The organism is Serratia sp. 4542, from assembly GCF_016805595.1.
In the GTDB taxonomy this organism is placed as follows: domain Bacteria; phylum Pseudomonadota; class Gammaproteobacteria; order Enterobacterales; family Enterobacteriaceae; genus Serratia; species Serratia nevei.
Genome location: NZ_RXKV01000005.1, coordinates 1 through 12,789 on the forward strand (window position 1 = coordinate 1; position 12,789 = coordinate 12,789).

Annotated in this window: 12 protein-coding genes; 6 read left to right on the forward strand and 6 right to left on the reverse strand. The window is 62.3% G+C overall.

Annotated features, from left to right (window positions below):
• The coding region (locus tag EKL15_RS06000) for an autotransporter outer membrane beta-barrel domain-containing protein (protein WP_203089109.1) at window positions 1-535 on the forward strand (535 nt) is incomplete at its 5' end.
• Window positions 536-991: 456 nt separating this feature from the next.
• Window positions 992-1,843 (forward strand): helix-turn-helix domain-containing protein, encoded by an 852-nt coding sequence (locus EKL15_RS06005; protein ID WP_060441429.1) that lies wholly within the window; start codon window positions 992-994, stop codon window positions 1,841-1,843.
• On the opposite strand, the gene EKL15_RS06010 is transcribed toward EKL15_RS06005, so the two are convergent.
• The 4 genes from EKL15_RS06010 to EKL15_RS06025 form a co-directional block, all read right to left on the reverse strand.
• Entirely contained in the window at window positions 1,833-3,617 is a 1,785-nt protein-coding gene (locus EKL15_RS06010; RefSeq protein WP_060441428.1) for an ATP-binding protein, read from the reverse strand. The genes EKL15_RS06005 and EKL15_RS06010 overlap by 11 nt on opposite strands.
• Window positions 3,614-4,108: a molybdopterin-dependent oxidoreductase gene (locus tag EKL15_RS06015; protein WP_033636391.1), complete on the reverse strand. Its 495-nt coding sequence runs from the start codon at window positions 4,106-4,108 to the stop codon at window positions 3,614-3,616. The genes EKL15_RS06010 and EKL15_RS06015 overlap by 4 nt, the downstream gene beginning before the upstream one ends.
• Before the next feature lie 156 nt (window positions 4,109-4,264).
• Window positions 4,265-5,617 carry a glutathione-disulfide reductase gene (gene gorA / locus EKL15_RS06020; protein ID WP_100396789.1) on the reverse strand — a complete coding sequence of 451 codons (1,353 nt, stop codon included), beginning with the start codon at window positions 5,615-5,617 and terminating at the stop codon, window positions 4,265-4,267.
• Between the two features lie 130 nt (window positions 5,618-5,747).
• On the reverse strand, window positions 5,748-6,590 hold the full coding sequence (locus EKL15_RS06025; RefSeq protein ID WP_004931012.1) for a 23S rRNA (adenine(2030)-N(6))-methyltransferase RlmJ: 843 nt from the start codon (window positions 6,588-6,590) through the stop codon (window positions 5,748-5,750).
• Window positions 6,591-6,725: 135 nt separating this feature from the next.
• Here EKL15_RS06025 and EKL15_RS06030 point away from each other — a divergent pair, with 135 nt between their 5' ends.
• The 4 genes from EKL15_RS06030 to rsmJ all read left to right on the forward strand — a co-directional run bounded on the left by EKL15_RS06030 (window position 6,726) and on the right by rsmJ (window position 10,524).
• Window positions 6,726-7,130: an ASCH domain-containing protein gene (locus EKL15_RS06030; protein WP_060424412.1), complete on the forward strand. Its 405-nt coding sequence runs from the start codon at window positions 6,726-6,728 to the stop codon at window positions 7,128-7,130.
• A gap of 16 nt (window positions 7,131-7,146) precedes the next feature.
• Window positions 7,147-7,608, forward strand: a complete 462-nt coding sequence (locus EKL15_RS06035) for an HIT family protein (protein ID WP_038873854.1) — start codon at window positions 7,147-7,149, stop codon at window positions 7,606-7,608.
• Window positions 7,609-7,726: 118 nt separating this feature from the next.
• Complete coding sequence (prlC, locus tag EKL15_RS06040) at window positions 7,727-9,769, forward strand: oligopeptidase A (protein ID WP_049202892.1); 2,043 nt, start codon at window positions 7,727-7,729, stop codon at window positions 9,767-9,769.
• A gap of 8 nt (window positions 9,770-9,777) precedes the next feature.
• Entirely contained in the window at window positions 9,778-10,524 is a 747-nt protein-coding gene (gene rsmJ, locus EKL15_RS06045; RefSeq protein ID WP_060441426.1) for a 16S rRNA (guanine(1516)-N(2))-methyltransferase RsmJ, read from the forward strand.
• A gap of 28 nt (window positions 10,525-10,552) precedes the next feature.
• On the opposite strand, the gene EKL15_RS06050 is transcribed toward rsmJ, so the two are convergent.
• Together EKL15_RS06050 and EKL15_RS06055 are read right to left on the reverse strand one after the other, a co-directional pair.
• Entirely contained in the window at window positions 10,553-11,152 is a 600-nt protein-coding gene (locus EKL15_RS06050; protein WP_203089110.1) for an SIS domain-containing protein, read from the reverse strand.
• Complete coding sequence (locus EKL15_RS06055; protein WP_087762443.1) at window positions 11,152-12,789, reverse strand: FGGY-family carbohydrate kinase; 1,638 nt, start codon at window positions 12,787-12,789, stop codon at window positions 11,152-11,154. Before EKL15_RS06055 ends, EKL15_RS06050 begins: the two co-directional genes overlap by 1 nt.

Sequence of the window (12,789 nt, forward strand, 5' to 3'; positions counted from 1 at the left end):
CAAGCGGTCGGTGAACTACGGGATGCAGTCGGACCGCGACACGGCGAAGTACAGCGCGCGCACCGAGCAGCTGTTCGCGGAAGCGGGTTACAGCGTGCAGGGTGAGTGGCTGAACCTGGAGCCGTTCGTGAACCTGGCGTACGTGAACTTCGAGAACAACGGCATCGCGGAAAGCGGCGGCGCGGCGGCCTTGCGCGGGGATAAACAGCACACGGATGCGACGGTGTCGACGCTGGGCCTGCGTGCGGATACCGCCTGGCAGGTGAGCGCGGGCACGACGGTGGCGCTGCGCAGCGAGCTGGGGTGGCAACACCAGTACGGCGGGCTGGAGCGAGGCACCGGGCTGCGGTTCAACGGCGGTAACGCGCCGTTCGTGGTGGACAGCGTGCCGGTCTCGCGCGACGGGATGGTGCTGAAGGCGGGGGCGGAAGTGGCGGTGAACGAAAACGCCACGCTGTCGCTGGGCTACGGCGGGCTGCTGTCGCAGCACCACCAGGACAACAGCGTCAACGCCGGCTTCACCTGGCGCTTCTGACCTTCAACGGCGATCTCAAGGACAACGGAGCCGGCATGCCGGCTCCGTTTTTATTTGCGGCTGCGGGGTGAGTCCGTATGATGGCGCGGCGCCAGGGGCAATAAAAAACCGGGACCCTGACGGATCCCGGCTCAAAAGTGGGTAAAACAGATTAGCGCTAAAGGCTCAAGCCCCGTTTTGCTTGTGCAGTCCGAGCGATGTGCTCATCGTCTCAGTAGCGGCAACGGAACAAATTTTCCCTGGTGTTACTATGGTTATTATTAAAAAACGTGCTGGTGTTATTTTTTATAGTGTATTGCTGTATGTCTCTTTTGATACCATGTTTGACGATGCAACATGGTATGTCAAGCAACGTTTTTAACGCATAATTGCATGAGATGCTAGTTTTAGATGTGGCTTTTTCAGCAGAAATAATCAAAACGACTGATAAATCAGTAAAAAAAATCGAAGGAACAAATGGATAACAATCACCAAAAATTCGATTCACAGTCGATTGCCAATCGGGTCAGGGAGCTGTTTTTACATTACGGGATTGGAAAACGTCAGCATGCCCGAGAGCTCAGCCGCATCTTGGATCTGAGTTTTTCACATGCGCACCGCAAACTGAAAGGGCAAAGCCCTTGGACGCTGGAGCAGATCAACAGCGTCGCGGCCGCGCTGGGAGAAACGCCGGCGGCGATCGCCGATTTGAGCGCCGAACACGAGACGCCCGAGCCAAACATGGCGCGCGATGCCATCTTTGTCGTGGCGGGGGTGGCGATACCTTGCGTCGGGCACATCGGCGACGAGCTTGTTGCCGGGCGGCCGGCGGAGTTTGTGGCGCTGCGCGTGGAAGGGCAGTGGCATATCTATCGCGCCGATGAGGCGCCGGCAGGCCCGCGTTACGGTGTCGATCTGATCGAAATCCGGCCCGGCTTCGGCGACGACGAGCGGCTGAGCATCGCGGTATTGGACGATTCGCATCAGGCGGCCGATGAGCTGGCCAAGTATCTCGGCGGCTGCGGTTTCAACGCGGTGGCGTTTTACGACGTCGACAGCTTCTGTCAGGCATTGCAGCAAAGTCTGTTCGACGGCTACGTGGTGGACTGGCTGATCGGTGAGGAAACGGCGGATCGCTGTATCGCCACTATCCGCGCCTCCGACAACCCGGATGCGCCGGTACTGGTGCTGACCGGCGAGCTGGGGACCGACCGACGCGAGTCGGAAATCGCTCAGGCGATGCGCGAGTACGACGTGCTCGGCCCTTATGAAAAGCCGGTGCGGCTCCATGTGATCGAAGCCGCACTGCAACGCTGTTTTAATCTTTAGCGGGGAACACCTCGGCCAGCGCGCTCGACAGCGCATCCAGCCGGACCGGCTTCATCAGGTAGTTGTCGAACAGGGCGCGCTGGTCCGCCGTCAGCTGCTCCGGCGTGTAGGCGCTGATGCCGATGATCGGCACATGGCGGTTGGGGCCGCGACGGTTGCGCAGCTGCCTGGCCAGGGCGGCCCCGTCGATGCCCGGCATCTGCAGATCCAGCAACAGCGCGTCGTAAGGGCGTCTGAGCAGCTTCTGCAGCGCGCGCTCCGGCGAGTCGCACAGTTCGTGCTGATAGCCCAGCTTGTCCAATAGCGCCGCAAAGGCGTCACCCACCGACTTGTTGTCATCCACCACCAGGACCTGCTGCGGCTTCTGCTGCAGAGAAGCATTGGCGGCGGCGGGCTCGTCGGCACGTTCGTCTTCACTGATCTGCACCGGAATGCTGACGATAAAGGTGCTGCCCTTCTTGATTTCGCTGTACACCGTGATGGTGCCGTCGAGCAACGTCACCAGGCCGTGCACGATCGCCAGCCCCATCCCTACGCCGGCATACTGCTTGGTATGCGACTGATCCAACTGGGTAAAGGGTTTGAAGATCTGATCGAGCTGGTCTTTTTCGATACCGATGCCGGTGTCGGTCACTTCGATGATCAACGAACTGCCGCCCGGTTGGCGGCGCAGGCAGCTGTGCAGCGTGATGCTGCCGCTTTCGGTGTATTTGTAGGCGTTGGTCAGCAGGTTGACGATAATCTGCCGGATGCGCAGCGGATCGGAGTGCACCAGCAGGTGGCTGCACTCCACCTCGCAGCTGAGTTTGACCTGCTCTTTGCGGGTCAGGGTGGCGATTTCGTTGGCGGTCTCCGCGATCAGCTTCTGCGCGTCGAACGGCACGATGCGCAATTCCATCATGCCGCTGTCGAGGTGCGCATAGTCGGTCAGATCTTTCATCTGGCTTTCGATTTGCTGCGCGGCGGTCTCCAGCCGCTGGAAAGTGTCCGCATGCTCCACCGACACCCGGGTGTTCACCAGTACGTCGATGGCCGACATCACGCTCTGCAACGAGGTGCGCAGCTCGTGGCCGATGGCGCCGAGGAAGGCGTTCTTGGTGCGAGTCGCTTTCTCCGCCTCGATCGCCTTGGCCTGCTGGCGAATGGTCAGCCGCTGCTGGCGGAACACGATCAGGGTGATGGCGATCAGCGCAATCACCGAGAACATGACGATCACCAGCCCATAGAAAATGATGTGCCGTTTCTCGATGTAGTCCTCATAGGCGGCGGTGCGCTGCTTCACCTCGGCGTGGTCGGTCAGGTTGGCCATTTCGATGGCGTAAGGCTTGATGGCCTTCATGGCCGCGAAAACCTGGTCGAAGTCGATTTTCGGGCTGTCCAACAGCTTATCGATGCGATCCATCTGCAGGCGCATCTGTTTGACCACTTCCGGGTAGCCCGGCTCGGCGTACAGCGGCTGGGTCGATTCGGAGACGGTTTCCAGCACGTAAAAGCGCGAATAGAGGATTTCGAACCGCAGCCGAAGATTGTCGTTGTCGACCTGCGGAGCGTGGCTCTGCTGCTCGACGAAGGTGTCGAATTCCGCCAGCTTGATGGAGAACTTGGCGATCGACCACGAGTAGTTCTCCTGCGTGCCGGCGATGGCATACAGCCCTTTCTTCGACAGGGTGGCGCTGTAGTAATAGAGCGTGACGGTCGACGCCACCAGAAACAGCGCGGCGAAGATCGCCGGGATCGCCAGCCTGCTGCCGTTCTTAAAGGTCGTCAGCTTCATTTGATCACGATCCTGTCGACTTGCCAGATAAAGCGCGAGTTGTACAACGGCGAGTTCAGTTCAGGCCCGGCGGCGTCGCGCGGGTAAACCAGGAACAGCGGGCCGAAGTTTCTGAGCTTCAGCATTTCCCCGTCCATCTTGTAGGCCAGGATCATGTTGTACTTTTTGACGTCGGACAGCGGCACGTCGATGTAATAATCGTTCAGCGCGTAGAAGGTCAGCGTCTCGCCCTTGGCGCCGACGCGCTCCAGGATATCGGCCACCGAAATTCCTTCGAATTTTCTCTGCGGCGTCCAGGACGTGGAGGTGGTGATGCTGCGCACCGGCATCGCCAACAGCTGCTTATCGGTGAACAGATAGCTTTTGTTGACCGGGTCGGTCACGTTGTCGATCTTGCCCGCCACTTCCAGGGTAAAGCTGAGCGCGCTGCTCTGGGCGATAATCAGGGCCACGCAGGCCATCGCAAGGGTTTTGCATAGTTTGAACAGCATCGGTGTTCTCCAGAGGCGCGGGGAGGTTGTATCAGTCCCGCTAATTTATCAGGCAGAATAATGGCAGAAAAAGCAGGCGGGTGCGAAGGGAATAGTAAACCGCACAAAAAGAACAGGCCGGTGTTTACCGGCCTGAGAATGGGCTAACCGCAGCGGTTAGCGCATGGTAACGAACTCTTCCGCCGCGGTCGGGTGGATCGCCACGGTGTTGTCGAAGTCCTTCTTGGTGGCGCCCATCTTCACCGCTACCGCGAAGCCCTGCAGGATTTCATCCATGCCGAAGCCGATGCCGTGCAGGCCGACGATCTTCTCTTCTTTACCCGCGCACACCAGCTTCATGCGGCACGGCTGGCGGTGCTGCGTCACGGCGCTGTACATGGCGGTGAAGGAGGATTTGTATACCTTCACGTTGTCCGCCCCGAACTTCTCGATGGCTTCCGGCTCGGTCAGGCCGACGGTGCCGATCGGCGGGTGGCTGAACACCACGGTGGCGATGTTGCTGTAATCCAGGTGCTCGTCCGGCTTGTTGTTGAACAGGCGCTCGGACAGGCGGCGGCCGGCGGCCACGGCGACCGGGGTCAGCTCTACCGCGCCGGTGTTGTCGCCCACCGCGTAGATGCCTTTGACGTTGGTATTCTGGAACTTATCGACGTCAATGTAGCCTTGATCGTTGGTCTTCACCCCGGTAACGCCGAGGTTCAGGTTGTCGGTCGCCGGTTCGCGGCCGATGGCCCAGATCAGGCTGTCGACGGTGAATGCCTTGCCGTTTTCCAGCTGCAGCGTCAGGCTGCCGTCGGCGTTCTTGACGATCGCTTTCGGCACCGATTCGGTGTGCAGGCTCGGCCCTTCGGTGTTCATCACTTCCACCAGGGTTTCGACGATCATCGGATCGAAGCTGCGCAGCGGCGCGTGCTTGCGCACGAACAGGTGCGTTTCCGCGCCCAGCGCGTTCAGCACGCCGGCGATCTCCACGGCGATATAGCCGGCGCCGACTACGGCGACGCGCTTCGGCATGGCGTCCAGCTCAAAGAAGCCGTCGGAGTCGATGCCGTATTCCGCACCCGGAATCGCCGGGTGGCTCGGGCGGCCGCCGGTGGCGATCAGGATGTGGTCGGCGGTGATGGTCTCGCCGTTCACTTCCACGGTGTGCGCATCCACGAAGCGCGCGAAGCCTTTGATCACGTCGACCTTGTTCTTGCCCAGCACGTTGTCGTAGGAGTTGTGGATGCGGTCGATATAGGCGGTGCGGTTGGCGACCAGCTTCTTCCAGTCGAAGGCGTTGACGGTGGTGTCGAAGCCGTAGTCCGGGCCGTACTGATGGATGGCCTCGGCGATCTGCGCCGCGTGCCACATGACTTTTTTCGGTACACAACCCACGTTTACACAGGTGCCGCCCAGCTCTTTGGCTTCAATCAGCGCACACTTTTGGCCGTACATGGCTGCCCGGTTGATCGATGCGATACCGCCGCTGCCGCCGCCAATTGCTAGATAATCGTAATGTTTCGTCATCTGGGATTTCCATGAGTTGTGAATTTGAAGAGGGTAAGAGTTTAACGCCTGACCGGGGTTTGTCGCAAAGATTGCGTCGATGGCTGCGATAGGTGGACGCAGGGCGCGGCGAACCGCGCCCTGCCGGGGATTATTCCGGTACCACCCAGTTCACCAGATGGTGGCCGATGCCCGACGGCACCAGCACCTTGTGCAGCCACGGCAGCACGTTTTTCATCTGCTGTTCCAGTTTCCACGGCGGGTTGATGACGATCATGCCGGAGGCGGTCATGCCGCGCTGATCGCTGTCGGGTTTCACCGCCAGTTCGATCTGCAGAATACGGCGAATGCCGGTGGCTTCCAGATCGCGCAGCATGCGTTTGATCTGCTGGCGCATCACCACCGGGTACCACAGCGCGTAAGTGCCGGTGGCGAAACGCTTGTAGCCTTCCTGAATGCCTTTGACCACGTCCTGGTAATCGGTCTTCATTTCATACGGCGGGTCCATCAGGATCAGGCCGCGGCGCGACAGGGGCGGCAGCTGGGATTTCAGCTGCTGATAGCCGTCGGCGCGCTGCACTTTGGCGCGTTCGTCTTTCTGGAACTCGCTGCGCAGCAGCGGGTAGTCGCTCGGGTGCAGCTCGGTCAGGTGAATTTTGTCCTGCGGGCGCAGCAGCTGGCGGGCGATCAGCGGCGAGCCGGGATAGTAGCGCAGCGTGCCGGAACGGTTGAAGTTGTGTACCACGCTCATGTAGGCCGCCAGCTCTTCCGGCAGATCGTCGCGCTGCCACAGCAAGCCGATGCCTTCCAGGTATTCGCCGGTGCGCTCGGCGTGTTCGCCGCTGAGCTGATAACGGCCTGCGCCCGAGTGGGTATCCAGATACAGGAACGGCTTCTCTTTTTCCTTCAGCGACTCGATGATCAGGCTCTGAACGGTGTGTTTGAGCACGTCGGCGTGGTTGCCGGCGTGGAAACTGTGGCGATAACTTAACATGACGGGTGGCGATTCCTTGTGCTCCGCAGACGGAGCATTCAATGCAATAAGGCTTATAATCTGCACAGTATAAACTGTCTGGCCGGGAAAAACTGGACTCCGTTGCCGCAGACGTTCACAGAAAGGGACAGGACGATGAGCAAACAGGCGATTTTGGCGAACTACCCCGACGCGGCGCGCTGGGCGTTCGGCGACGGCCCCGAGTTGGCCGATGAACTGCTGCAGTTGGTGCTGAGCGGGGAAAAGACCGCCACCTGCAGCTCCTATGCGAGCTATCGCCGGGAGCAAACGCCGATGATCGGCGACGATAACATTATTCTCGACGGCCGCGGCGAACCGGCCTGCGTGATCAAAACCCTGGCGTTGCGCCTGGTGCGCTACGACCAGGTGACCGCCGAGATGGCGGCCAAAGAGGGTGAAGGCGACAAAAGTCTGGCGTTTTGGCGCGAGGGGCATCAGGCGTTCTTTACCCGCGAGGGCACTTTTGCGCCGGACATGTGGCTGGTGTTCGAAGAGTTCGAACGCGTTGAAACGCTGTGAATCACAAGGAGAAAGGATGAGCTGCATTTTTTGCGACATCGTGGCAGGCAAGGCGCCGTGCCATAAAATCTGGGAAGACGACGACCATCTGGCCTTCCTGTCCATCTTTCCCAACACCGACGGCTTCAGCGTGGTGATCCCCAAGGCGCACCACCCGAGCTACGCCTTTGACCTGCCGGACGAGGTGTTGAGCGCGCTGATGCTGGCGACCAAGCGGGTGGCGAAGCAGCTGGACCGCGCGTTCGACGACGTCGGCCGCTGCGGCATGGTGTTCGAGGGCTACGGCGTCGACCATGTGCATGCCAAACTGATCCCGCTGCACGGCACCGCGTCGCTGGATCAGTGGCGGCCGATCGAATCGACCTCGCCGAAGTTTTTCGAACGTTACGAGGGCTATATCTCCTCCCACGACGCCGCGCGCGCCGACGACGATCGGCTGGCGGCGCTGGCCGCCCGCATCCGCCAAAGCGCCGTTTAAGGCACGAACGATCAACGCCGGGCATTGATTTTCCTGTTGTCTGGCTCCATGTTAGAGATTCATACGCATTTTAAGGCTCGCCCCCGCGGCGGGCCCCAACGCTAATCAGGACTGCCCTATGACAAATCCGTTGCTGACCCCGTTTTCCCTGCCGCCGTTCTCGGCGATCCGCCCTGAAGATATCGTGCCTGCGGTGCAATCCGCGCTGGCGGACTGCCGCGCCGCGGTAGAGCGCGTGGTCGCGCAGCCGGGGCCGTTCACCTGGGATAATCTGTGTCAGCCGCTGGCGGAGTCGGACGATCGCCTGTCGCGCATCTGGTCGCCGATCGGGCACCTGAACTCGGTGAAAAACAGCCCGGAGCTGCGCGCCGCCTATGAGCAGGCGCTGCCGCTGCTGTCTGAATACGGCACCTGGGTTGGCCAGCACGAAGGGCTGTACCAGGCCTACCGCAGCCTGAAAGAAGGCGCGGCGTTCGAGGCGCTGAGCGTGCCGCAGCGCAAGGCGGTGGACAACGCGCTGCGCGATTTCGAACTGTCGGGCATCGGCCTGTCGGCGGATAAACAGCAGCGCTACGGCGAGATCGTCGCGCGCCTGTCCGAACTGGGTTCCACCTACAGCAACAACGTGCTCGACGCCACCATGGGCTGGAGCAAACTGATTACCGACGAAGCCGAGCTGAGCGGCCTGCCGGAGAGCGCTCTGGCGCAGGCACAGGCGATGGCGCAGGCCAAAGAGCAGGACGGCTGGCTGCTGACGCTGGACATGCCGAGCTACCTGCCGGTGTTGACCTACGCCGACAACCGCGCGCTGCGCGAAGAGATGTACCGCGCCTTCGCCACCCGCGCCTCCGATCAGGGGCCGAACGCCGGCAAATGGGACAACAGCGAAGTGATGGCGGAAACGCTGGCGCTGCGCCACGAGCTGGCTCAGCTGCTGGGCTTCGATACCTACGCCGATAAGTCGCTGGCGACCAAAATGGCGGAGAGCCCGGAGCAGGTGATCGGCTTCCTGAGCGATCTGGCCAAGCGCGCCCGCCCGCAGGCCGAGCAGGAGCTGGCGCAGCTGCGCGCCTTCGCCAAACAGCACTATGGCGTGGACGAGCTCGAAGCCTGGGACATCACCTATTACGGCGAAAAACAGAAGCAGCACCTGTTCTCCATCAGCGACGAGCAGCTGCGCCCGTACTTCCCGGAACAGCGGGTGGTGGAAGGGCTGTTCGAAGTGGTGAAACGCATCTACGGCATCACCGCCAAAGAGCGTAAAGACGTGGAGACCTGGCATCCGGACGTGCGTTTCTTCGATCTGTTCGACGCTAACGGCGAGCTGCGCGGCAGCTTCTACCTCGATCTGTACGCCCGCGAAAACAAACGCGGCGGCGCCTGGATGGACGACTGCGTCGGCAGCCTGCGCAAGGCCGACGGCACGCTGCAAAAACCGGTCGCTTACCTGACCTGCAACTTCAACCGCCCGCTGGGCGACCAGCCGGCGCTGTTCACCCATAACGAAGTGACCACGCTGTTCCACGAGTTCGGCCACGGTCTGCACCACATGCTGACGCAGATCGATACCGCCGGCGTCTCCGGCATCAACGGGGTGCCGTGGGATGCGGTCGAACTGCCGAGCCAGTTTATGGAAAACTGGTGCTGGGAGCCGGAAGCGCTGGCGTTTATCTCGGGCCATTACCAGAGCGGCGAGCCGCTGCCGAAGGCCATGCTCGACAAGCTGCTGGCGGCCAAGAATTACCAGGCGGCGCTGTTCATCCTGCGCCAGCTGGAGTTCGGCCTGTTCGATTTCCGCATGCACTTCGAATACAGCCCGGAAAAAGGCGCGCAGATCCTGCCGACGCTGGCGGAAGTGAAGAAAATGGTGGCGGTGGTGCCTTCGCCAAGCTGGGGCCGCTTCCCGCACGCCTTCAGCCACATCTTCGCCGGCGGCTACGCGGCGGGTTACTACAGCTACCTGTGGGCGGAAGTGCTGTCGGCCGACGCTTACTCGCGCTTCGAAGAAGAGGGGATTTTCAACGCCGAAACCGGCAAATCCTTCCTCGACAACATCCTGTCGCGCGGCGGGTCGGAAGAGCCGATGGCGCTGTTCAAACGCTTCCGTGGCCGCGAGCCGCAGCTGGATGCTATGCTGCGCCATTACGGCATTAAAGGATAACCCGACACGTGAGCGTGTGTTTATTGTGTGAAGCAGGCGCCGATCCCGGCGCCTTGTCTGTTTTGGCGCAGCGCTGGCAGCTGGTGTCCGACGACGACGCGCCGATGGCGCTGGTACTGACCCCGCAGCGGCTGGAGCTGCGCAAGCGCGACGAGCCGAAACTCGGCGGGATCTACGTTGATTTCGTCTCCGGCGCCATGGCGCACCGGCGCCGCTTCGGCGGCGGCCGCGGCGAGGCGGTGGCCAAAGCGGTCGGCATCAAGGGCAGCTATCTGCCGGACGTGGTGGACGCTACCGCCGGGCTGGGGCGCGACGCCTTCGTGCTGGCGGCGCTGGGCTGCCGGGTACGGATGCTGGAGCGCAATCCGGTGGTGGCGGCGTTGCTGGACGACGGTCTGCAGCGTGGCTATCAGGATGCGGAAATCGGCCCGTGGCTGCGCGAGCGTCTGACGCTGCTGCACGCCTCCAGCCTGACGGCGCTGGCGGATCTCAGCCCGCGCCCCGAGGTGGTGTATCTCGATCCGATGTTCCCGCACAAGCAAAAAAGCGCGCTGGTGAAAAAAGAGATGCGGGTGTTTCAATCGCTGGTGGGCAGCGACGATGACGCCGACGGCCTGCTGGAGCCGGCGCGCCGCCTGGCGACCAAGCGCGTGGTGGTGAAACGTCCGGACTACGCGCCGCCGCTGGCCGACGTGCCGGCGCACGCCGCCACGCTGACCAAAAGCCACCGTTTCGATATCTACATGCCGCTGTAATGTCTGACGGGCCCGCGGTGTCGGGCCCTCAGTTTTCCTCCCGCAAACTTTTCCCCACGTCGCCGCCCGGATGCACCGCCAGCAAGGCCTCCTTGTCGTAACCGCTGCGCGCCATCAGGCAGGCGCAGGCGGCGTCGAAGATCGCCAGCACCAGCACAATTGAGGTGGTGGCCAGCATGTTCAGCGGATCTATCTCCTTTTGCACCCCGGTGGCGATCGTCAGCTGCGCCGCCTGCGCGATGGCGGAATGCGGGTTTTCCGTCACCGCGATCAGCGGCACCCCCTTGGCCTGCAGCGTCGGCAGCAGGCAGGTCAGCTCGTCGGAATTGCCGCCGCGCGAGATCAGGATCAGCAGATCGTCGGCGCGCAGAAAACCCAGATCGCCGTGCGCCGCGCCGGTGGCGTCGAGGTAGACCGCCGGCCGTTCCACGCAGGCCAGCATGTGGGCTATCTTGCGCGCCGCAATCCCCGAGGTGCCGACGCCGGTGACGGCGATTTTACCGCGGCAGTCGGCCAGCAGCGCCAGCAGCCGTTGCCAGGTGCGCGCGTCGAGGCGCTCGCCCAGCTGCGCCAGCTCCTGGCTGTAGGTTTGCCAACCCTGCACGGCCTGCCGCCATTCCTGCTGCATCACGCCTCCTCCTGCATCAACCGGCGGTATTTCATGTGGTCGTTGTACAGCTCGTGGAATACCCGGTATTTGCGGTCGTAGTAGCTTTTTATCTGGTTGGTCTGCGGCGTGACCGTCTTGCCGATGCGGCTCATGGCGCTCATCGCCTCCGGCAGGGTGTCGAACACGCCCGCCGCCACGGTGCCCATCATGGCGCCGCCCAGCAGCATCGCTTCGCTCTCCTCCGGCAGCAGCATGGCGCAGCCGGTGGCGTTGGCGTGCTCCTGCACGAAGATCGGGTTCTTGGTGCCGCCGCCGCTGGCCATGATGGTGTCGATGCTGTAGCCGCTGTGGTTCATGGTTTCGATGATGTGGCGGGTGCCGAGCGCGATGGCCTGAATGGTGGCCAGGTAGTGCAGCGCCATGTCCTCCGGCGTGCGCGACAGCTTCAGCCCGGTCAGGATGCCGGTCAGCGTCGGGTTGGCGCGCGGCGAGCGGTTGCCGTGGAAGTACGGCAGCATATGGATGTCCTGCGTCAGGAAGGCGATATTCTCCGGCTCGCCGGCCATGCGGCGCAGAATGGCGTTCAGCACTTCATAGATGGTCTGTCCCTGGGTTTTCGCCTGCGCCAGCAGCTCCGGGTAGCACGGGTGCGACTGGATGACGTGGTCGATCAGCGCGCCGGTGGCGGACTGGCCGCCCTCGTTCAGCCAGTATTCCGGCAGGATCGCCGAGTAATACGGCCCCCAGACGCCGCCGATAAAGCGCGCGGTGCGCGACATCGCCATGTGGCCGGTGGAGGTGCCGCCGATCAGCGCGACGCGGCGGTTGAAGTCGGCCACCTCGCCGGAGACGCCGGTGGCGCCCAGCGTGCCGAGGGTGCCGGCGTGGGCGTCGATGATCGACACGCTCACCGCCGTGCCTGCGATCAGCCCCATCTCGCTGGCGGCGCGCTGGGTCAGGCCGTGGCCCAGCGGCTCGCCCATCATTTTGACGTCGCTGCCGATCTTGGCCGCGTCATGTTCCAGCACGTCTTCCAGCCCGATCTGCTGGAAGTAGCTCTTGTCCCAGCGCTGTTCGTGGCCGAGATAGGTCCACTTGCACACCGTCGAGCACAGCGAACGGGTGGCGTCCTGGGTGGCGCGCCAGGTGAGGAAGTCCGGCAGATCGAACAGGTAACCGGCGTTGGCCCAGGTGGTGGGCATGTGCTGTTTCAGCCACAGCAGTTTCGGCGTCTGCATCTCCGGCGAAATGATGCCGCCGACGAAGTCCAGCACCCGGTGTTTGGTGGCGTTGATGCGCTCGGCCTGGGCGATCGCCCGGTGATCCATCCACACGATGATGTTCTGTTCGGTGCGGCCGGAGGGGCTGACGGTCAGCGGCTTGCCCTCTTTATCCAGCACCACCAGCGAACAGGTGGCGTCGAAGCCCAGCCCCTTGACCTGGATCGGGTTGATGTCGGCCTGGTTGACCGCGTCGCGCACCGCATTGCACACCGCCTGCCAGATGTTATCCGATGACTGCTCGACGAAATCCGCCTTCGGCCGGTACAGATCGATGGCCCGGCTGGCCTGACCGACCATGTGGCCATTGAGATCGAATACGCCCGCGCGCGCGCTTCCGGTGCCCACATCTACGCCAATAAAATAGCTCGCCAT

What these genes read in the sequence shown, in the direction of transcription:
- EKL15_RS06005 (WP_060441429.1), top strand. Translation starts at nt 992, where the DNA reads ATGGATAACAATCACCAAAAATTCGATTCACAGTCGATTGCCAATCGG.
- EKL15_RS06010 (WP_060441428.1), bottom strand. Translation starts at nt 3,617, where the DNA reads ATGAAGCTGACGACCTTTAAGAACGGCAGCAGGCTGGCGATCCCGGCG.
- EKL15_RS06015 (WP_033636391.1), bottom strand. Translation starts at nt 4,108, where the DNA reads ATGCTGTTCAAACTATGCAAAACCCTTGCGATGGCCTGCGTGGCCCTG.
- gorA (WP_100396789.1), bottom strand. Translation starts at nt 5,617, where the DNA reads ATGACGAAACATTACGATTATCTAGCAATTGGCGGCGGCAGCGGCGGT.
- EKL15_RS06025 (WP_004931012.1), bottom strand. Translation starts at nt 6,590, where the DNA reads ATGTTAAGTTATCGCCACAGTTTCCACGCCGGCAACCACGCCGACGTG.
- EKL15_RS06030 (WP_060424412.1), top strand. Translation starts at nt 6,726, where the DNA reads ATGAGCAAACAGGCGATTTTGGCGAACTACCCCGACGCGGCGCGCTGG.
- EKL15_RS06035 (WP_038873854.1), top strand. Translation starts at nt 7,147, where the DNA reads ATGAGCTGCATTTTTTGCGACATCGTGGCAGGCAAGGCGCCGTGCCAT.
- prlC (WP_049202892.1), top strand. Translation starts at nt 7,727, where the DNA reads ATGACAAATCCGTTGCTGACCCCGTTTTCCCTGCCGCCGTTCTCGGCG.
- EKL15_RS06050 (WP_203089110.1), bottom strand. Translation starts at nt 11,152, where the DNA reads ATGCAGCAGGAATGGCGGCAGGCCGTGCAGGGTTGGCAAACCTACAGC.
- EKL15_RS06055 (WP_087762443.1), bottom strand. Translation starts at nt 12,789, where the DNA reads ATGGCGAGCTATTTTATTGGCGTAGATGTGGGCACCGGAAGCGCGCGC.